Here is an 18293-nt window from a genome sequence, read left to right on the forward strand (position 1 = left end):
AGCAAGCCCCGTTTCGATAACAAGCCTTCATACGATAGCCGCGGCGACGCCGATCGCCCAGCACGACGTTTCGAAGACCGAGTCGACGGTGTAGCGCGCAAAGGCGGTCATGCCGAACGCTCGTACGCCCATGCCGGCCGTCCGTCTGGCTACGCAGACCGACCCGCCTCTACCAAACCGCGCACGCCTCGTGCCGACCGTCCTGGTTTCGGCGACTCGTCGCGTGTTGCAGCGCGTCCTGCAACCGGTCGCTCATCGGCCGGCGATAGCCGCTTCGAACGCAGTGCGCGCCCGAGCCTTGGTGGCAAACCCGCCGGCAAAAGCAAGGGCTCACGCCGTCAGGGCCAGTTTGCGTAACACGACACATGCGGTGCTGACGCAGTAGCGGCATTGCATTGATTTTCCGGGCGCATCCTTTAAGGGTGCGCCCGTTTTCTTTTTTGTTCCGACAGAAGACGGGTCGTTAAATCTCCAAAGTGTCCCCTTCGACTGGAGGCCGCAACCCGATACCTCCTATACTAGAGGCATGCGAAGGGACCACGATCTCGTGACCCAGGCAGTACATTCAGTAACCTATTACATGAAACAGCTCGCCAACCGCCCCATGCTTCTGGCCGCCCTGCTGGTCATACCACTATGGGTAATCTTCAGCAATTTCGTCGTCGCCCTGGCGGTGTCATTGCTTGTTGCTTTCCTTGTGGCCATGATTCACTCGCTACGCGTCCTGAAAAAGCAGGAACGGCACGAGAAGCAACCTGGCGATAGCCGCCCCGCTCCATGAACACGGCACGACCCTCTTCAGCTCCAACCGGCTTGCCCACCCTGGACGCCGACTCTGCCACGCACCTTAGTGCGATGCAGGACTACCTTGCATACCGGATCCAGCACTCCGAAGGCGGATTCATGCCTTTCGAAGAATGGATGCAGCACGCCCTGTATGCGCCCGGGCTGGGCTATTACACGGCAGGCAGTACAAAATTCGGCAGCGAAAATCCCGAAGGTGATTTCACCACCGGCCCCGAGCTGACACCGCTTTTTGGCCAGGCTCTGGCAGGGCAAGTTGCGCAGATTCTGGCAGCCTCGGGCTCCAAGACCATACTTGAAATCGGTGCCGGCACCGGCGCTTTGGCCGAAGCCCTTATCGGCGCGCTCAATCTGCTCGACATCCGCCCCCAGTACCAGATTCTTGAGGTCTCGGCCGACTTGCGTGAACGCCAGCGCCAGCGGCTGACCGGCATGCGGGCAAACGTTCAATGGCTTGACGCCCTGCCGCATAACTTCAAGGGCTGCGTAATCGCCAACGAGGTTCTGGACGCCATGCCTGCGACACTCTTCCGATGGAACGAAGCCGGCGAACTGATGGAAATGGGCGTCAGGCTGGATGAACCGGGCACGCCGCGAACCGAAAGTGCACAACCTGTTTTCGTGCTGGATGAGCGGCCTGCCAACGACGCGCTTCAGGCACTGGTGGCTCAGCGAGTACCCCCCTTGCCCGGCTATCGCTCCGAGATCAACATTCAGGCCGAGGCCTGGGTAAGACAGCTTGGCACCTGGCTTAAAAAAGGTGCGGCACTGCTCATCGACTACGGCTTTCCGCAACGCGAGTTCTATCATCCGCAACGCGCGGAAGGCACGCTGATGTGCCACTTCCGGCACCATGCGCATGCCGACCCGCTGCTTTACCCCGGCTTGCAAGACATCACCGCCCATATCGACTTCACCGCGATGGCAGATGCGGCTCTTGAAGGCGGCCTGGATATTCTCGGCTACACTTCGCAGGCGCGGTTCCTGATGAACGCCGGTCTGATAGAACTCTTGACAGGTCTGGATCCGCACGACGCTGCAGGCTATGCCAAGGTTGTCGGCCCGGTTCAGAAGCTGCTTTCCGAAGCCGAAATGGGCGAGCTGTTCAAGGTCATGGCAGTAGGACGCGGGCTGGACGTTCCCCTGATGGGATTCCTTCACGGAGACCGTCGCGACCGGCTTTGACCGTACCGGCCGGGGCTAACCATACCGCCACCTTAGCCGCAAAAAGCACAAGCGCCTGAAATGGCGCAGCACCATACAACAAGGGAGCAGGAAAGAGAGATGCAGGATCGCAAGGGGATAGACAGTCGCGCGTTTGGCGTGATGGTTTTACTGTGCATGATCTGGGCTTTTCAACAGATCGCCATCAAGGCCGCCGCCGGTGACGTTGCTCCCATACTGCAGATTGCGATCCGTTCCGGCGTCGCCGCCGTGCTGGTGGCCTTGTTGATGGCCTGGCGCGGCGAGCCTCTGAACCTGGCCGACGGAACCTGGAAACCAGGCCTGGTAGTGGGGGCGTTATTCGGCTTTGAGTTCGTGTTTCTGGGCGAGGGCCTGCGTTATACAACCGCCTCGCACATGGCCGTGTTCCTGTACACTGCCCCCTTCTTTGCCGCCATCGGCCTGCACTGGCGCCTGCCCGAAGAAAAACTGGCCTTCGCGCAATGGATGGGGATACTCATGGCCTTTATCGGCATTGTCGTGGCTTTCGCGGGTCGTGACAGCAGCAACGTCCTGCCCAACGCCAGCAATATGCTGCTGGGCGATTTCCTGGGTGTTCTGGCCGGAGCCGCCTGGGGCGCTACGACGGTTATCGTGCGCTGCACCGGTTTATCTCATACCTCAGCCAGCAAGACATTGCTCTACCAGCTGATAGGCGGCTTTCTGATTTTGTTCTCGGCAGCGCTGATCTCGGGCCAAATGAGCTTCCGTCCCACCGCACTGGCCATCAGCAGCATCGCGTATCAGAGCATTATCGTTGCCTTCATCAGCTTTCTTGCCTGGTTCTGGTTACTTACGAAATACCTGGCCTCGCGCCTTGGCGTGTTCTCGTTCATGACGCCCCTCTTTGGAATATTCTTTGGCGTGTGGCTGCTGGACGAACCCCTGGACACCAGCTTTCTGATCGGCGCCATATTGGTGGCAATAGGAATAGTGATGGTCAGCGGGTATACGTGGATGAAGCAGCTGGTGGGCCGCCATACCCAAAGGTCTGCCCGGCGTTGACGATCCGGGCTTCATCGCCGCAGGGATGAACAATATTGTGGAACTGCCGGATACCGCCTGCTCCCTTCAGTACACAGGACGCAGGCGGTTAAGGAAGGGGTTAAGGCAAACGGACGGTGACTTCAATCTCGATAAGCGCACCCGGCACCGCCAGACCGGTTACACCCAGAATGGTTTGAGCCGGATGTTCGGTGCTTCCTTGCACCTCTTCGATTGCCGCCGTGATGACCTGATACTCGGTCGGGTGCAGGGTGTAGATGGTGCGACGAACAACGTGCTCCCAAGAGGCTCCTATTTCTTTGAGTGCGATGCCCACATTGCGCATGGCTGCCTTGGTTTGCTCGCCAAGGTCGTCGCCGCCAATAATCGAAAAATCCGGCGCGCAGGCAAGCTGGCCTGCAAGGTATGCCATCGTCCCCGGTTCAGAGATGGTGATGTGACTGAAGCCAGGTGCAGGATGCAGGGCCGATGGATTGATCAGTTTTCGTGCCATTGGGGTCTCCTTTTTTCAAGGGAATGCGTTGTATTCATTATTTCTGACTCGCCGCTCGGGCAGTGTCGCCTGTAAGGTAGCAAGCGGCATAGATACTGTCCACCATGTCGGTGCCACTACGAGACCCGCCGATAAGCCGCCCTGCCGAAAAGCTGACGTTCAATGAGTTATCTCAATGCATCCAAACGCGCTGCCCGCACTGCAGCCTTGATTGTTTCAGGCCTGGAGCCCGCCGACTTGGCAATAGCCCCCGCATCCACGGCACGTACCGCATCAAGGCGCTTGCGCCACGCTGCCATGTCCACCGGCACCACACAGCCTGCTGCCTCAAGAAGTTGCACAAAGCGATCAGGTTTGCGCAAACCGTCAGTGGTTTCGATTAGGCTCAACCAGGTGTGGGCGTCGTCCGTGCATGTCTGTGCGTTGTCCGTACGCGCCTGGGCGTCGTCCACGCGCTCTTGTTGTTCGGCACTCTGGGCCAGGCCATCGCCCTTCGCGAGCGCCTTATTATTAATTTGCTTGAGTGCCACCAGCAGTGCAGGCAGCAATCTGGCGTAGTCGATGCATTCTGTAGGCGCTTTCACGTGTCGCGCAACAGCCTGTGGATCAGGCGACTTTCGACATAGCAATGCAAACCGTTGCGGCAGGTTCAGCTTGTGGTGCACTGCCTTGTCAAGCTGAGATGCAATTTCCGTGTCGAAGACCAGGCCGGGCATCACCCTTTCCAGCGCACCCGCCTGCTGCAATACGTCGAACATGCGGGCAGGGCTTTCGGTCTGCAGGCCTTTTGCTACCTCGCGCCAGACGCGCTCGGGCACCAGGGCGTCCACCTCGCCTTCGGCGACAAGACGGCGACACAAATCCATCGTTTCGGGCGCTATTGAAAACTCGCCGAAACGCGCCGCAAAACGCGCCAGCCGCAGCAAGCGCACCGGGTCTTCTGCAAAAGCCTCGCCTACATGACGCAAGATGCGCAGTTGAATATCGCGTTGCCCGTTCCAGGGGTCGACCAAGGTGCCGTCGGGTGCCTGAGCAATGGCATTGACAGTCAGGTCGCGACGGCGCAGGTCGTCTTCCAGGGTAACGTCAGTGCCGGTATAAAAGGTAAAGCCCTTGTAGCCACGGCCCGATTTACGTTCGGTCCGTGCAAGTGCATATTCTTCTTTCGTAACCGGATGCAGGAAGACGGGAAAATCGCCGCCCACGGGCAAGAAACCGCGCGCTGTCATGTCTTCGGGCTTGCTGCCCACCACAACCCAATCGCGGTCGCCGGGCGGCTGCCCCAGCAATTTGTCGCGCACCGCTCCACCCACCACGTAGACCTCCAGACCATCTACTGCCGGATCTGGAGCATTTCGTGAGGTGTCTTGTGCTGTGGCGCCTGTCATTGATTTACGGCAGAGCGACCTGACGCGCGGCCTGCGGTGCAACGGTGCCAAGCCGCTGCTTGAGCGACTGCGACTGTCCCGTAAACAACATGGCGTAGTACACGGCATTGGACAAGACATGCTTGACGTACAGCCGAGTCTCGGTAAACGGAATGGTTTCAGCAAACACCGCTCCTTCTACCGGGCCGGCCAGCTTGGACCGCCACTGCACCGGGCGACCCGGACCGGCGTTATACCCGGCCGTTGCCAGCAGCTGAGACCCATTCAACTGGTTCAACACCATGTCCAGGTAGCGCGTCCCCAGTATCGTATTGGTATCGAAGTCGTTGACGGACGAAGGCGTGAAGTTGGTCATGCCAATTTTCTTGGCGACCCAGCGTGCAGTGGCAGGCATCAACTGCATCAGGCCGGACGCCCCCACGCGCGACCGCGCATCAGTTATAAAGCGCGACTCCTGCCGTATAAGCCCGTACACCCACGCCGGATCAAGGTTGATTTCACGCGCCTTTTCGGTGACCCGGCCTTCGAACGGGGCCACAAAACGCTGGGTAAAGTCGATTTCGTCGGTGGTGCGTAGCGAGGTATTGACGACGCGGTCGTAGATCTGTTCGTAGCGGGCGACCTCGGCCGCGGCACGAAGCTGGCGATCGTTCATGCCTCGCAGTGCAAAGTTCCATTCGGGTACCGCTTCGGGCCGCCAGCCCAGACGGAACAGCTTGATGGCGCGTTGCAAGCCCGGGTTCGCATAGGCCTGATCAAATTCAGCCTGGGTAACAGGCGGTGGAGCGGGCGGCAAAACAAGGGGTTCGCCCAGCTCTTCGACTGCGAGCTGACCATAGAAGCTGAGTTCGTTACGAAGCGAGGCGTAAAATTTGCGAGCCGTGGCGGGGTCGCCCTGGCCGGCTACGGCTCTTCCTCGCCAATAGACCCAGACGGGTTCTGCCTGCTGCTCGGCCGACATCTTGAGTATGGCGTGTTCTACCCGCTTCCAGTCGATGGGGCTTTGCCTGAGTTCGGAGCGCACTTCCCAGGCATGGTTGTAGTCAGTCTTGGGAGCGCTACCCGAGCGGCGGTACCAGCGCACGGCCTGGGGCTCTACGTTGAGCGCCGACACCAGACCGAACTGGCCCCACACCCATTCCATGTCTTTCTTGGGCAGCTTTGACGCCCAGTTCTGTTCGATATAGGACTCGGCCTGCAGACGATCTTTCGAGCGCGCCAGGCGCGACAGGGCCAGGGCGACAAGCTCTCGCTGTTCTTTGGTCTGAGGGGCGCTTTGGGTGGACAGCCATTTGCGGGCGTCCTTCATTAACGCCGCGTAGGAACGCATCTGGGCGCCATCGAACATCAGCGCGGCCATGCGTTGGGCGTTGCCGGTTTTGGTAGTTTCAAGGATTGCACGCAGTTCGAACTGCAGGGCGTCCCATCCGACGATACGGTCTTCAACAAGCTGATCCAGCATGCTCCAGCACATGCTCACCGGGGAAAACGCCTTCATGGCTTCTTGCTGGGTGACGGTCTGACCGGTCATGTGCCGGGCCAAGATGCGGGCACAGTCGATGGAGGCATTGCTGCTGACTACCGGGCCCAGGCGATTGACGGTGGCGTAATCGCCGGCGCGAGCGGCTGCGACGATCCAGTCTCCCTTGACGCGATCAGCCAGGTAGTCGTCCTGGTTGGTGGCCATGAACTGATGGATCTCGGCTTCGGGAACGGGAATGGCAGGGTTGGTCAGACGCTGCCGCAGGGCCCAGTACCGGGCGTAGCTGCCGACCAGGGGAGCGGCCTGCGCGGTGGGCACAAGCTGATCCAATTTGGACCACTGCTTTTTCTGCATGGCTTCGCGGGCTTCGATCAGGGCCTGCTCGGCGATTTGGGGCGCAACGCCAGAATTAACGGTACTGTTGGTGGCCATGGCCGTGGCCTTGAGCGCGGCGGCTGAAGGAGCCAGAGGCGCTGCATACAAGGCGGCAGACGAGGAAGGTGCCAGGGCCTGGGTGGGGGCCTGCTCGATCAGCTGGGTGGGATTCTGGGGCTGGGTGGAATTTTGGGCGTGGGTGGGCGGCGGCATTACCGGGGATGATGGCGGCGGCGCTTCGGCGCCTGCGCACCCTGCCAACCCTGCAAATAAGGCCAACCACGCAGCAAATGACGAGAATCTGCCTGCACCGGACATGGTCCGGCTTTTCTGATACCGTTGATGCTTCAATAACATTCTTGCTGACCCCGCCTGAAACTCCGTCATGACCAACAGTATAGAGAATAAATCTGCCGCTTTGCGGACGAAACTGAAACAGCTTCGCGCGGCGCAAAATCCAATGGATACGCGCCGTGGGGCGCTGCTGATTCGTGGCCGGCTATTCACCTGGCTCACGACGTCGCGGGCGGCACTCGTGAAAGCAGGCCGTCAAGTACCGAAACATGTGGCGGCGTTCTGGCCGCTTGAAGGTGAGCCTGATCTGAGCCCGTTGCTGGTTCAGCTTGTAGAAGAGGAAGGGTTCAGTGTTTCGCTGCCTGTGGTAGTAAAGAAGGATGCGCCGCTGCAGTTTCGTGTGTGGACGCCGGATACGCAGATGGTAAAGGGTGCATTCGGGGTAGAGGAACCTGTAGGGCCGCAGGCGCCTGACCCTGACATTGTTCTGGTTCCAACGCTGGGGTTCACGCGACAGGGTGACCGGGTTGGGTATGGGCAGGGGTATTACGATCGTACGTTGGCCGATCTGCGCGATCGCGGGCACCGGTTTGTGACGCTTGGGGTGGCCTGGGCTTGTGGTGATCTTTCGGGGTTCGATTACAAGCCGGCGGAACATGATTTTGTGCTGGACTCTGTGCTGACGGATAAGGGGTGGCCGGTTGCGGCGCCGGATCTGCTTGATCGGTTCTGACCTGGACTTGTCGCGTTGTACCCTGCACTGGAACGGGTTTTGACCTGATCTCGGACGTTATGCGCGACTAACGTTTCGGGGTTGTTGTCTTTGTTGTAGCGAAAGCTGGGTTCTTTAGGCGGGCCGGAGGCGGTCTAGGGTTTGGAGTTCGCATCGCCCGGCCCTTCGGGCTCCCCGACTGTGCCCTGTTCAGCCGGGCGGCGGCAGAACTCGACCTCAGCGCTACGCGCTTCGGGACTCGAACAGGCTGTCGCCGACTGCCCCCGACTGAACAGGACACAGCCGGCGGGCGCCGGACGAACCCCAAACCCTAGACCGCCTCCGGCCCTTGCACTGGGGCTCATTGCACGATCCGGGTAAGGCGAGTCGCCGGTATTCTTTATGGCGCAGTGCTGCGGTCGGACTGCTGGCCTACGCTGCCGCTGCAGTTGGCAGGCTCAGGTTGCGGGTAATGGCCAGGGTGGATTCGGCGCCGTTCAGGGTGTAGAAATGCAGGCCGGGGGCGCCCTGGTCGAGCAGGTTCTGGCACAGGCGGCTGACGACGTCTTCGCCGAATGCGCGGATGGAGGCTTTGTCGTCTCCGAATTCGGCGAGTCGAAGCCGTATCCATCGAGGCACTTCAGCACCACACATGTCCGAGAATCGAAGCAGTTGGGTGCCGTTGGTAATTGGCATGATGCCAGGCACGATGGGCACGGTGACGCCGCGGGCGCGAACGCGGTCGACGAAATCGAAGTAGGCGTCGGGGTTGAAGAAGTACTGGGTGATGGCGCTGTTGGCGCCGGCCTGTACTTTTTCGATAAAGTACCCGAGGTCGGCCGAAGCGTTGCGGGCCTGGGGATGCATTTCGGGGTACGCGGCAACTTCTATGTGAAACCAGTCGCCGGTGGCTTCGCGGATGAAGCTGACCAGCTGGCTGGCGTAATGCAGTTCGCCGGTGTCACCGCCCATGCCAGAGGGCAGGTCGCCTCGCAGGGCGACAAGTCGGCGAACGCCACGCTCTTTGTATGCCAGCAGGATATCGCGCAGTTCGGCGCGGCTGGCACCGATGCAGGAAAGATGGGGGGCGGCGTCGTAGCCGAGGTCTTGCAGGATGCTGACGGCGTCGGCGGTGCCGGTGCGGGTGGATCCGCCTGCACCGAAGGTGACGCTTACGTACGCGGGCTGCAATGGCTCCAGCTGTTTGGCAGACCGGATAAGTTTTTCCCGCGCGGCGTTATCGCGTGGCGGGAAAAACTCTAAACTGAACAATGAACTCATTTATGTGACAACCCGCGACAGCAGGCCTGAAATAATGCTGTAAACCAGCGCGCCCAACATGGCCCACCAGAAGCCGTTGACCTGGAATCCCTTCAGCACTGATCCGGCAAACCAGAACACAAGCGCGTTAATGACCAGCAGGAACAAGCCCAGGGTGACGATGGTTACTGGCAGGGTGAGCAACACAAGGACAGGCTTGACCAGGGTATTGAGCAAGCCCAGCACCAGTGCTGCAATCAGGGCTGACCAGAAGGAGGCCACTGTGATGCCGGGCAAGATGTAGGCCACGATCAACAAGGCAACCGCGTTCAGAATCCAGATAAGCAGTATTTCCATAGTCAGGCTCCTTTAGTGCCAGGGAGGGCCCGGCGCTGGGTGAGCGCGCGGGCCAAAGACCTTACCGGTTAGTAGCGGTAATGATCGGGTTTGAACGGGCCGTTGACGGGCACGTTGATGTACTCGGCCTGCTCGGGGGTAAGTTCTGTCAGTTGCACGCCGAGCTTCTTGAGGTGCAGGCGCGCAACTTTTTCGTCGAGGTGCTTGGGCAGAACGTAGACCTGGCCTTTTTCGTAGGCATCGCCGCGGGTGAAGAGTTCGATCTGGGCGATGGTCTGGTTGGTGAACGAGGCCGACATAACGAACGAGGGGTGTCCGGTGGCGCAGCCAAGGTTGACCAGGCGCCCCTGGGCCAGCAGGATGATGCGCTTGCCGTCAGGGAAGATAACGTGGTCGACCTGGGGTTTGATCTCTTCCCATTCAAGGTCTTCGATGCCGGCGACGTCGATCTCGTTGTCGAAGTGGCCAATATTGCACACGATGGCCTGGTCTTTCATGCGCTCCATGTGTTCGCGCGTGATGACGTGGTAGTTGCCCGTGGCAGTAACGAAGATATCGGCTTTGTCGGCGGCTTCGTCCAGGGTGACGACCTTGTAGCCTTCCATCGAAGCCTGCAGTGCGCAGATGGGGTCGATTTCGGTAACCCACACTTGGGCGCGCAGGGCCGCCAGTGCCTGGGCGCAACCTTTACCGACGTCGCCAAAGCCGCACACCACGGCAATCTTGCCGGCCACCATGACGTCGGTGGCGCGCTTGATGCCGTCGACCAAAGACTCGCGGCAACCGTACAGGTTGTCGAACTTGGACTTGGTGACGGAGTCGTTGACGTTGATGGCCGGGAAGGCAAGTTCGCCTTTCTTGGACATCTGATACAGGCGATGCACACCGGTGGTGGTTTCTTCGGTAACGCCCTTGACCGCAGCAAGGCGCTCGGAATACCAGGTGGGATCGGTAGCCAGCTTGGCTTTGATGGCGGCAAACAGCACGCGCTCTTCTTCGCTGCCCGGGTTGTTGAGCACCGAGGCGTCTTTTTCGGCACGGGCACCCAAATGCAGCAGCAAGGTGGCATCGCCGCCGTCGTCCAGAATCATGTTGGCATGGCGACCGTCGGGCCAGTTGAAGATTTCGTGGGTGTACTGCCAGTAGTCTTCAAGGCTTTCGCCCTTGATGGCAAACACGGGGGTACCGCCGGCGGCAATTGCGGCTGCGGCGTGATCCTGGGTAGAGAAAATATTGCAGGAAGCCCAGCGAACTTCGGCACCCAATGCGATAAGAGTTTCGATAAGCACGCCGGTCTGGATGGTCATGTGAAGGCTGCCGGCAATGCGCGCGCCCTTCAGGGGTTGCGCCTGGGCGTATTCCTCGCGTACGGCCATCAGGCCGGGCATTTCGGTTTCGGCAATGGCAAGTTCGCGACGGCCCCACTCGGCCAGCGAGATATCGGCAATCTTGTAATCGGAGAAAGTGGTGTCAGCAACAGTGTTCATGGTGATTTCCAGTAAACCTGTGCAGGACGAAGAGACTAGAACGGCTGGGCTCATCTTCGCCTGCTAGCAGGAGATGATGAGCGCCGTTAAATACTGAAGAATCCTGAGCCTAGCGGGGCAGCGAACGCCTAAATGGCCCGCCTGCGCCCGTCGCAGCGCTCCTCAGGAAATTGGCGTCAATTGTAGCCGATTTGCTGCGGCTGCCAAACGCCAGGCACGGTAACAGCGCTTTACGCGACCAGGCGGGCGCGCCCGGCCAGCAGGCCCGACCATGTCGCGCAAATAATCAGAAACGCCATGAAGACAATAACGGCGTTCCAGTCACCGGTGTACTCATGCAGGACACCCACTATCAGGGGTGCCATGGCGGCAATAACGTAGCCCACGCCCTGCGCCATGCCGGACAAGGAGGCCGCCACCTGTGGCGTAGGCGAACGCAGCACGAGCAAGGCCATGGCCACACTGAACATGCCCCCGAAGCCCAGGCCAAAAATCGCCGACCAGGCGTAGATGACTTTAATAGGGCCGATAAGCATGCCCATCAAGCCCACCAGCACCAGCATCATGAAAATGAAGATCATCAAGCGCTGGTCACGCCCGCGTGTGGCCAGCCAGGGGCCCGAAATCGATGTCGAGAGCTGAAGGGTCATGAGAGCGGCCAGCAGGTACCCGGCTTCTGCAGCAGTAAGGCCGCGTTCGATCAAGATCAGTGGCAACCAGCCAAAGACGCAATAGGCCACTGCGCTCTGAAGGCCCATGAAGAACGTCACTTGCCAGGCGAGCCAGCTACGATACAGGCGAGGCCCGGTTCCGGCCCGTGGCATTTCCAGGTCGGTCCTGACCTTTAACTGCGGCACCCAGATCACCACGGCCAAAAGCGCGGGCACAGCCCAAATGCCCAGCGAGTACTCCCATCCGCCAAACCATTGCTCAAGCGGCACGGCCACCCCAGCCGCCATCGCCGCGCCGCCCGACAGGGCGGTGGAATACAAGCCCATCATGGTGCCCGCATTGACTGGAAAATGGCGCTTGATAAGGCCGGGCAAGATGACCATGACAACGCTTATTGCCAGGCCCAGAAAAAACGTGCCGACAAAAAGTCCGAAGGTCCCCAGTACGCTGCGCAGCGCAATTCCCAGGGTCAGGACAATAAGGCTGACGAACACTATCCGCTCGGGAGACTGCACGCGCAGCAATTGGGGCGCAAATGGCGCGAATACGCCAAAACACAGTACCGGCAGGGTAAACAGCACACCCAGTTCGGTGCCCGACAGGCCCAGGCCCACGCGGATCGAGTCAATTACCGGGCCCACGCCAATCAGCGGTGCCCGCAGATTCAACGACACATACAGAATCGTCACAAGCAAGAAAATGCTGACCACACTTTTCTTGCCGACACCAGCAGCCATGTCTGCCGCTTTGGAGGTACTGCCTGTCCTGCTAACGGCTTCTGTCTGAACTTTCGCTTCCTTGCCCTGCGGGGCCGTCTGATCTTTCGGCCCCTGAACTCTTTCGTTTTTATCGGTCATCCATCTCTCCTGCCCTGCAGTTTGCCATAACAAAAGCCTTTGTGGCCCCGGCATGAGCACGCTACGCACTTGCTACCTGTTTCTTTTCTTGCTTTAATTAATATGTGTACAGACTATCTGTATACCTAGTATATGCATACATAGTATTACTTCCCTTTGGAGGCAGACCGTCTTTGACGGAGATTTTTATGAAACGAAAACAATTACTTGCAGCGCTTTGCGCCGGTGTCTTTGCCGTAAGCTCCATGGTTCCCTGGACCGCTCAAGCGAAAGAGGACACGGTCAAGGTTGGATTGATCTTATCGATGACCGGCGCTTTTGCTTCGACCGGCATCCAGATCGAACAGGGTGCGCGCCTGTTCATGAAACAGCACGGTGACACCGTTGCAGGCAAGAAGATCGAACTGGTCATCAAGGACGATACCGGAGCTCCCGACCAGGCTCGCCGTGTCGCCCAAGAACTGGTGGTACAGGACCAGGTCGACGTGCTGGGTGGCTTCGTGCTGACCCCGCTTGCCCTGGCAACCGCGCAGGTCTCCACCCGCAGCAAAACCCCCACCATCGTGATGGTGGCCGCAACGTCCAGCGTGATCAATGCATCGCCCTACTTCGTGCGCAGCAGCTTCACCATGCCGCAGGTCACCATCGGCGTCGCCGAGTGGGCACCGGCCAACGGCATCAAGAACGTCGCCACGCTGGTCAGCGACTATGGCCCCGGCATTGATTCCGAGAAAGCCTTTATCGAACGCTTCGAAGCCAATGGCGGCACCATCGTCGAATCTATTCGCGTACCGCTGCAAAATCCCGACTTCGCACCGTTCCTTCAGCGCGTGCGTAACCAGAAGCCCGACGCCGTGTTTGTCTTCCTTCCGGCGGGTGTAGGCACCCAGTTCATGAAGCAGTTCGCCGATCGCGGCCTGGCCGAAGCCGGCGTTCGTCTGCTGGCCACCGGCGACGTGGTTGAGGACGACATCCTGAACGGCATGGGCGACGTGGCACTGGATGTCGTGACGTCTCACCACTATTCGGCCGCTCACCCTTCCGAGCTCAACAAGAAGTTCGTCCAGGATTTCAAGGAAGCCTATAACGGTCGTCGCCCCAACTATATGGCCGTGGCCGCCTACGACGGCATGAAGCTTCTGTATAACGCCCTGGAAGCCACTGGCGGGAAAACCGGCGACGAGCTTCTGGAAGCCATGAAGGGTCAGAAATTCGAAAGCCCCCGCGGTCCGATCCATATCGAGGCAGACACCCGTGACATCGTGCAAAACGTGTATATCCGTCGCGTCGAAAGGCTCGACGACGGCGAGCTCTATAACGTCGAGTTTGACGTGCTGGAGCAGGTCCGTGACCCAGGCCAGAGCAAGTAAGTTCAGATAGAGGAGTTCGACATGATTTGGCTAAAGAACGCTTGGTATGTCGCCGGTTTCAAGCACGAACTTGACGGCGATAACTTCGTGGCTCGCCGCTTTCTTGGTACAGCGGTGGTGATGATGCGCAATTCCGACGGCAAGGTTGCCGCGCTTCGGGATATGTGTCCGCACCGGCTGCTTCCCCTGTCGGCCGGTCGCCGCGTGGGAGACGAATTGGAATGCGGCTACCATGGCATGCGCTTCGACGTCAGCGGCGCCTGTACGTTGGCTCCCGGCCAGACCAACATTCCCAAGCAGGCCTGCGTCAAGAGCTTCCCGCTCGAAGAGAAGCACGGCCTGCTGTGGATCTGGATGGGCGACGCCGAGCGCGCCGACCCCGAACTGATTCCGGACATTCGCTGGAACGACCATCCCGACTGGACGCCCTCGCGCGGCTACCATCACATCAAGGCGGATTTCCGCCTGTCCGTCGACAACCTGATGGACCTTGGCCACGAAAGCTGGGTACACCTGCGCACCATCGGCCAGGGTGAGGAAGAGGTGATTCCCAACTATCCGGTCAAGGTCAGTATCGAAGGCGAAGGCCTGGTACGCGCCCATCGCGAAATGCCAAACATCGAGGCTCCTCCGTTCTTTGCCATGGTGTTGAATCACGAAGGCCGCATCAATCGCTGGCAAACGGCAATCAGCCTGGCGCCATCCATCTGCATGACCGACTTTGGCGTGTATCCCGTCGGCACCTCCGCCGACGGCGCTTACCGCAGCCATGTCCTGCATCTGCTGACGCCCGAAACCGAAACCACCACGCATTATTTCTGGTCGGTGGCCCGCAACCAGCGCCTGGACGACGAGAAGCTGACCGAAGACATCTGCAAGGCCATTGCCCAGACCTTCGACGAAGACGCCGTCGTTCTCGAGCTTCAGCAAAAGCAGGTCGAAGCCGAAGGCGGGCCCGTCCCCCGGCTGGCCTTGCGCGTGGACGAAGCGCCCATACGTGCTCGCCGCGTGCTCGACGCCCTGATTCAAAAGGAAAAGGAAGATCCCGACTTTGTCTATCGTCCCCAACTTATGATCGAGGACGTGACGCCCGAGCTGGCCATGAGCTGACGGCTTCGCATCGTCATGGGCCTTCCTGCCGGAAGGCCGCCCCAAGGTATGGCCGCCCTGCGAACCGGGGCGGCTATGCCGCCGCTTCACCAGTACAATGTTTGAATGGAGCCAAAGATCACCAAATCAACAATGACAACAGATTCCAGGGACGAGACAAACGCAGCCAGTGCCATGCACCTGAACCTGCAGAACCTGCCCGGACACTACGCCCGGCGCATCCACCAGCTTGCCGTGGCCCTGTACACACAAGAAGTCGCAAAGCTGAACATCACCCCCCTGCAATACTCAACCCTTCAAACAATCTGCAACCAACCCGGAATCGACCAGAAAACGCTGGCAAGCACCGTCGGCTCGGACACCGCCACCATCGGCGGAGTCATAGACAGACTGGAAGCGCGTGGCCTGGTGGTTCGCAACGTCGCCCCTCACGACAGGCGGGCGCGGCAGATTACCCCCACCGCCGAAGGGCTCAAGACACTGGCCGAAGTGATTCCATACATGCTGGAATCCCAGCGCCGGTTGCTGGCTCCGCTGTCCCCAAAAGATCGCAAGGAATTCATGCGCATCATGAAGGCCCTGGTCGACTCCAACGCCGAACTCAGTAACAGGCCCGCCAAGGAATAAACCGGCAGCGCTACATGGCGCGACCGTAAAAGCCTGCGCCTGAGCCTGATTCCATGCCCAAGTAAGTCTTAAACCTCGAGCCTGAGCCAAAGCCGCGCTCCCGGCCGGCAGTGCCACAGCAGCACGGCATCAATTATTTCGTCTGGGATATCCCTGGCCGAGAATGCGGTCCCACACCGCCCTTTTTTCTTCTTCGGTAAAAAAGACCCAGTTCGCCACTTCCATCACGGTGCGCCCGCAGCCCCGACAAATTTCGTCGTATAGGGTCGAGCACACAGCCACACAGGGTGAATCGCGCTCATCTGGGTTATAGGAAGGATCGCGCCCCGTTTCGTCGGGCACCCACTTGCCGTTGTCGGCCATAAAAACTCCTTATCCGTGCCGGCAGATGCCGACCGCGTTGCCGCCTTGCAATACCGGATGCGGTGACCTCGGGCAGAAGCCCAAAAAACAAAACCCCGGACCCTGTGAAGCGCCCGGGGGTCAAGCTGCCGAAGCAGTTATTGAACAGCTTAGGCGGCCTTCTTAAGCACCTGGACCTTGTCGGTGGCTTCCCACGAGAACTCGGGCTCGGCGCGACCAAAGTGCCCGTACGCGGCGGTCTTGGCGTAGATGGGGCGCAGCAGGTCGAGCATATTGATAATACCCTTCGGGCGCAGGTCGAAGTGTTCGCGTACCAGCAAGGCGATCTGGTCGTCGGGCACAACACCTGTGCCATAGGTGTTGATGGTGATGTTGATGGGCTCGGCCACCCCAATGGCGTAGCTGATCTGCACCTGGCACTGGGAGGCCAGACCAGCCGCCACAATATTCTTGGCCACATAACGGGCGGCATACGCAGCCGAGCGGTCGACCTTGGAAGGATCCTTGCCCGAGAAGGCACCCCCGCCGTGCGGGCAGGCACCACCGTAGGTATCGACAATGATCTTGCGACCGGTAAGGCCACAATCACCCTGCGGGCCGCCAATGACAAAGATGCCCGTGGGGTTGATCATGAACTTGGTCTTTGCCGTAAGCAAGCCTGCCGGGAAGCTGGGCTTGATGATCTCTTCGATGACAGCCTCGCGAATATCGGCTTGTGAAATGTCGGGCGAGTGCTGGGTCGAAAGCACCACCGTGTCGACTTCGACGGGTTTGCCATCGACATAGCGGAAGGTGACCTGCGATTTGGCGTCAGGGCGCAGCCAGGGCAGGCGTCCGTCCTTGCGCAGCTCGCTCTGGCGCTGTACCAGGCGGTGCGAATACCAGATGGCGGCAGGCATGTAATCGGGCGTTTCGTCGCAGGCATAGCCGAACATCAGGCCCTGGTCGCCCGCGCCCTGATCCATATTGGCTTCGGGACTGCGGTCGACGCCCTTGGCGATGTCGGGCGACTGCTTGTCGTAGGCCACCAGCACCGCGCAGCCCTTATAGTCGATACCGTAGTCGGTATTGTCGTACCCAATGCGCTTGATGGTGTCGCGCGCCACTTGAATGTAATCCACGTTTGCGGTGGTGGTGATCTCGCCTGCCAGCACAACCAAACCGGTGTTGGTCAGCGTTTCGGCGGCAACCCGTGCATACGGGTCTTGCTCAAGAATGGCGTCAAGAATGGAATCGGAGATCTGGTCGGCGACCTTATCGGGATGGCCTTCGGAAACAGATTCAGAAGTGAAGAGGAAGTCTTTAGCTACCACGGCGATTGCGTCCTATGAGCCGGCAACGGCTCGTTAAAGTTGAACGAAACGCGTTGCACCTCGGCTGAACGGCTTACTACACGGGGCGCGACGCTTTAGCAGTATTTAGACGGCTTCGAGACAAAGCCCGATGTCGTCATCGCTCCGCAAGTTGTCGGTTAACTCAGCGATGGCTAGCATTTTAAGCGAAAATACCGCCTTGGGCGCTTATTCAACAAATACAGAAGGGTTATAAGAATTTCATGCTGCTGACCGTCTTCCGTTTTCTGGCGTGGCTGCCGCTACCTGTGCTGCATGCGATCGGCCGCGTGGCGGGGCGTATTGCCTACGCCAAGCCAGGAAAATATCGTCAGCGCATCCAGGCACACTCACGCCAGGCCGGGTACACCGACCCCGCCTTTGCAGGCCGGGCGGCGGCCGAAGCAGGAGCCATGATCATGGAACTGCCCAAGGTCTGGCTGCGCAGCGAACAAAGCCTGGCCAGAACCATCTGCGACGACAAGGCGGTGGTGGAACAAGCGCTGGCCGAAGGCCGCGGCATCTTGTATCTGACACCGCATCTGGGTTGCTTCGAGATCGCCGGCCGCTATCAAACCCTTCACGGGCCCATTACCGTCATGTTCCGCCCGCCGCGTAAAGATATACTGGCGCCTGTCATGGAAAGCGCCCGCAATACATCGGCATTGCGCGCGGTTCCAGCCACCATGCAAGGTGTGCGCGAATTTGTGCGGGCCTTGAAGCGTGGCGAAGCTGTTGGCATGCTGCCCGACCAGGCGCCTGCGCAAGGCGACGGTGTATGGGCTCCGTTCTTCGGACGCCCCGCCTACACCATGACCCTGGCCGGCAAGCTGGCCGCCCAAACCGGCGTTGCCGTCATTCTTACTGCCGGCGAACGCCTGCCCCGTGGCAAAGGCTGGCGAATTCATTATCTGCGTCTGCCAGACCCTTTTCCAACCGACCCGCTGGAACAGGCCACACTGATCAATCAAACCATGGAAAGCCTGATAAGACGCTTTCCCGAGCAATACCTATGGAGCTACAACCGCTACAAGATACCGGCCGGCGCGCCGCCCCCACCCGTCAATACCCCGAGCTGACG

At 59.7% G+C, this 18293-nt stretch carries 18 protein-coding genes, 1 pseudogene and 1 riboswitch; of the genes and pseudogenes, 9 read left to right on the forward strand and 10 right to left on the reverse strand.

Annotated features, from left to right (window positions below):
• The 4 genes and pseudogenes from Q1J88_RS07735 to Q1J88_RS07750 form a co-directional block, all read left to right on the forward strand.
• Nucleotides 1-357: pseudogene (locus Q1J88_RS07735) on the forward strand (hypothetical protein); the annotation flags it as partial.
• A 223-nt stretch (nucleotides 358-580) separates the two neighbouring features.
• Nucleotides 581-781, forward strand: a complete 201-nt coding sequence (locus tag Q1J88_RS07740) for a hypothetical protein (protein WP_301117041.1) — start codon at nucleotides 581-583, stop codon at nucleotides 779-781.
• Nucleotides 778-1989, forward strand: coding sequence for an SAM-dependent methyltransferase (locus Q1J88_RS07745; protein WP_301117042.1), 1212 nt, complete (start codon nucleotides 778-780; stop codon nucleotides 1987-1989). The genes Q1J88_RS07740 and Q1J88_RS07745 overlap by 4 nt, the downstream gene beginning before the upstream one ends.
• Before the next feature lie 99 nt (nucleotides 1990-2088).
• Nucleotides 2089-3033, forward strand: a complete 945-nt coding sequence (locus tag Q1J88_RS07750) for a DMT family transporter (RefSeq protein WP_301117043.1) — start codon at nucleotides 2089-2091, stop codon at nucleotides 3031-3033.
• A gap of 100 nt (nucleotides 3034-3133) precedes the next feature.
• Here Q1J88_RS07750 and Q1J88_RS07755 read toward each other — a convergent pair whose 3' ends face one another.
• From Q1J88_RS07755 to Q1J88_RS07765, 3 genes are all read right to left on the reverse strand, one after another.
• Nucleotides 3134-3526 (reverse strand): RidA family protein, encoded by a 393-nt coding sequence (locus Q1J88_RS07755; protein WP_301117044.1) that lies wholly within the window; start codon nucleotides 3524-3526, stop codon nucleotides 3134-3136.
• A 167-nt stretch (nucleotides 3527-3693) separates the two neighbouring features.
• Nucleotides 3694-4914, reverse strand: a complete 1221-nt coding sequence (locus Q1J88_RS07760) for a tRNA CCA-pyrophosphorylase (RefSeq protein WP_301117046.1) — start codon at nucleotides 4912-4914, stop codon at nucleotides 3694-3696.
• Nucleotides 4915-4918: 4 nt separating this feature from the next.
• Complete coding sequence (locus Q1J88_RS07765; protein ID WP_301117047.1) at nucleotides 4919-6985, reverse strand: lytic transglycosylase domain-containing protein; 2067 nt, start codon at nucleotides 6983-6985, stop codon at nucleotides 4919-4921.
• A 172-nt stretch (nucleotides 6986-7157) separates the two neighbouring features.
• On the opposite strand from Q1J88_RS07765, the gene Q1J88_RS07770 reads away from it, so the two are divergent.
• Entirely contained in the window at nucleotides 7158-7799 is a 642-nt protein-coding gene (locus tag Q1J88_RS07770) for a 5-formyltetrahydrofolate cyclo-ligase (protein WP_301117048.1), read from the forward strand.
• 134 nt (nucleotides 7800-7933) lie between these two features.
• On the opposite strand, the gene Q1J88_RS07775 is transcribed toward Q1J88_RS07770, so the two are convergent.
• The 5 genes from Q1J88_RS07775 to Q1J88_RS07795 form a co-directional block, all read right to left on the reverse strand.
• Nucleotides 7934-8143 (reverse strand): hypothetical protein, encoded by a 210-nt coding sequence (locus tag Q1J88_RS07775; RefSeq protein ID WP_301117049.1) that lies wholly within the window; start codon nucleotides 8141-8143, stop codon nucleotides 7934-7936.
• 67 nt (nucleotides 8144-8210) lie between these two features.
• Nucleotides 8211-9059 carry a methylenetetrahydrofolate reductase [NAD(P)H] gene (metF, locus tag Q1J88_RS07780; protein ID WP_301117050.1) on the reverse strand — a complete coding sequence of 283 codons (849 nt, stop codon included), beginning with the start codon at nucleotides 9057-9059 and terminating at the stop codon, nucleotides 8211-8213.
• Nucleotides 9060-9395, reverse strand: a complete 336-nt coding sequence (locus Q1J88_RS07785) for a phage holin family protein (protein ID WP_301117051.1) — start codon at nucleotides 9393-9395, stop codon at nucleotides 9060-9062. It abuts the gene before it with no gap.
• Nucleotides 9396-9463: 68 nt separating this feature from the next.
• Nucleotides 9464-10882 carry an adenosylhomocysteinase gene (gene ahcY, locus Q1J88_RS07790; protein ID WP_301117052.1) on the reverse strand — a complete coding sequence of 473 codons (1419 nt, stop codon included), beginning with the start codon at nucleotides 10880-10882 and terminating at the stop codon, nucleotides 9464-9466.
• Nucleotides 10883-10953: 71 nt separating this feature from the next.
• Nucleotides 10954-11052: riboswitch (S-adenosyl-L-homocysteine riboswitch) on the reverse strand.
• A gap of 60 nt (nucleotides 11053-11112) precedes the next feature.
• Nucleotides 11113-12411 carry an MFS transporter gene (locus tag Q1J88_RS07795; protein WP_301117053.1) on the reverse strand — a complete coding sequence of 433 codons (1299 nt, stop codon included), beginning with the start codon at nucleotides 12409-12411 and terminating at the stop codon, nucleotides 11113-11115.
• A 188-nt stretch (nucleotides 12412-12599) separates the two neighbouring features.
• On the opposite strand from Q1J88_RS07795, the gene Q1J88_RS07800 reads away from it, so the two are divergent.
• The 3 genes from Q1J88_RS07800 (at nucleotide 12600) to Q1J88_RS07810 (ending at nucleotide 15518) form a co-directional block, all read left to right on the forward strand.
• Nucleotides 12600-13781 carry an ABC transporter substrate-binding protein gene (locus Q1J88_RS07800; RefSeq protein ID WP_301117054.1) on the forward strand — a complete coding sequence of 394 codons (1182 nt, stop codon included), beginning with the start codon at nucleotides 12600-12602 and terminating at the stop codon, nucleotides 13779-13781.
• 21 nt (nucleotides 13782-13802) lie between these two features.
• Nucleotides 13803-14891 carry an aromatic ring-hydroxylating dioxygenase subunit alpha gene (locus Q1J88_RS07805; RefSeq protein ID WP_301117055.1) on the forward strand — a complete coding sequence of 363 codons (1089 nt, stop codon included), beginning with the start codon at nucleotides 13803-13805 and terminating at the stop codon, nucleotides 14889-14891.
• A gap of 132 nt (nucleotides 14892-15023) precedes the next feature.
• A complete protein-coding gene (locus Q1J88_RS07810; protein ID WP_301117056.1) occupies nucleotides 15024-15518 on the forward strand; it encodes a MarR family winged helix-turn-helix transcriptional regulator in 495 nt (164 codons plus the stop codon).
• 129 nt (nucleotides 15519-15647) lie between these two features.
• On the opposite strand, the gene Q1J88_RS07815 is transcribed toward Q1J88_RS07810, so the two are convergent.
• Both Q1J88_RS07815 and metK read right to left on the reverse strand, forming a co-directional pair.
• Nucleotides 15648-15881, reverse strand: coding sequence for a DUF1289 domain-containing protein (locus Q1J88_RS07815; RefSeq protein WP_301117057.1), 234 nt, complete (start codon nucleotides 15879-15881; stop codon nucleotides 15648-15650).
• Between the two features lie 149 nt (nucleotides 15882-16030).
• Nucleotides 16031-17194, reverse strand: a complete 1164-nt coding sequence (gene metK, locus Q1J88_RS07820) for a methionine adenosyltransferase (RefSeq protein ID WP_301117058.1) — start codon at nucleotides 17192-17194, stop codon at nucleotides 16031-16033.
• A 242-nt stretch (nucleotides 17195-17436) separates the two neighbouring features.
• Here metK and Q1J88_RS07825 point away from each other — a divergent pair, with 242 nt between their 5' ends.
• Nucleotides 17437-18291: a lysophospholipid acyltransferase family protein gene (locus Q1J88_RS07825; protein ID WP_301117059.1), complete on the forward strand. Its 855-nt coding sequence runs from the start codon at nucleotides 17437-17439 to the stop codon at nucleotides 18289-18291.
• Nucleotides 18292-18293: the final 2 nt, after the last annotated feature.

Origin of the sequence: Pusillimonas sp. (assembly GCF_029263785.1) — a bacterium.
GTDB lineage: Bacteria > Pseudomonadota > Gammaproteobacteria > Burkholderiales > Burkholderiaceae_B > Pusillimonas.

What these genes read in the sequence shown, in the direction of transcription:
- Q1J88_RS07825 (WP_301117059.1), top strand. Translation starts at nt 17,437, where the DNA reads ATGCTGCTGACCGTCTTCCGTTTTCTGGCGTGGCTGCCGCTACCTGTG.
- Q1J88_RS07805 (WP_301117055.1), top strand. Translation starts at nt 13,803, where the DNA reads ATGATTTGGCTAAAGAACGCTTGGTATGTCGCCGGTTTCAAGCACGAA.
- Q1J88_RS07760 (WP_301117046.1), bottom strand. Translation starts at nt 4,914, where the DNA reads ATGACAGGCGCCACAGCACAAGACACCTCACGAAATGCTCCAGATCCG.
- Q1J88_RS07800 (WP_301117054.1), top strand. Translation starts at nt 12,600, where the DNA reads ATGAAACGAAAACAATTACTTGCAGCGCTTTGCGCCGGTGTCTTTGCC.
- Q1J88_RS07785 (WP_301117051.1), bottom strand. Translation starts at nt 9,395, where the DNA reads ATGGAAATACTGCTTATCTGGATTCTGAACGCGGTTGCCTTGTTGATC.
- Q1J88_RS07775 (WP_301117049.1), bottom strand. Translation starts at nt 8,143, where the DNA reads ATGAGCCCCAGTGCAAGGGCCGGAGGCGGTCTAGGGTTTGGGGTTCGT.
- metF (WP_301117050.1), bottom strand. Translation starts at nt 9,059, where the DNA reads ATGAGTTCATTGTTCAGTTTAGAGTTTTTCCCGCCACGCGATAACGCC.
- Q1J88_RS07770 (WP_301117048.1), top strand. Translation starts at nt 7,158, where the DNA reads ATGACCAACAGTATAGAGAATAAATCTGCCGCTTTGCGGACGAAACTG.
- Q1J88_RS07795 (WP_301117053.1), bottom strand. Translation starts at nt 12,411, where the DNA reads ATGACCGATAAAAACGAAAGAGTTCAGGGGCCGAAAGATCAGACGGCC.
- Q1J88_RS07745 (WP_301117042.1), top strand. Translation starts at nt 778, where the DNA reads ATGAACACGGCACGACCCTCTTCAGCTCCAACCGGCTTGCCCACCCTG.
- Q1J88_RS07765 (WP_301117047.1), bottom strand. Translation starts at nt 6,985, where the DNA reads ATGCCGCCGCCCACCCACGCCCAAAATTCCACCCAGCCCCAGAATCCC.
- Q1J88_RS07815 (WP_301117057.1), bottom strand. Translation starts at nt 15,881, where the DNA reads ATGGCCGACAACGGCAAGTGGGTGCCCGACGAAACGGGGCGCGATCCT.
- ahcY (WP_301117052.1), bottom strand. Translation starts at nt 10,882, where the DNA reads ATGAACACTGTTGCTGACACCACTTTCTCCGATTACAAGATTGCCGAT.
- Q1J88_RS07810 (WP_301117056.1), top strand. Translation starts at nt 15,024, where the DNA reads ATGACAACAGATTCCAGGGACGAGACAAACGCAGCCAGTGCCATGCAC.
- Q1J88_RS07755 (WP_301117044.1), bottom strand. Translation starts at nt 3,526, where the DNA reads ATGGCACGAAAACTGATCAATCCATCGGCCCTGCATCCTGCACCTGGC.
- Q1J88_RS07750 (WP_301117043.1), top strand. Translation starts at nt 2,089, where the DNA reads ATGCAGGATCGCAAGGGGATAGACAGTCGCGCGTTTGGCGTGATGGTT.
- Q1J88_RS07740 (WP_301117041.1), top strand. Translation starts at nt 581, where the DNA reads ATGAAACAGCTCGCCAACCGCCCCATGCTTCTGGCCGCCCTGCTGGTC.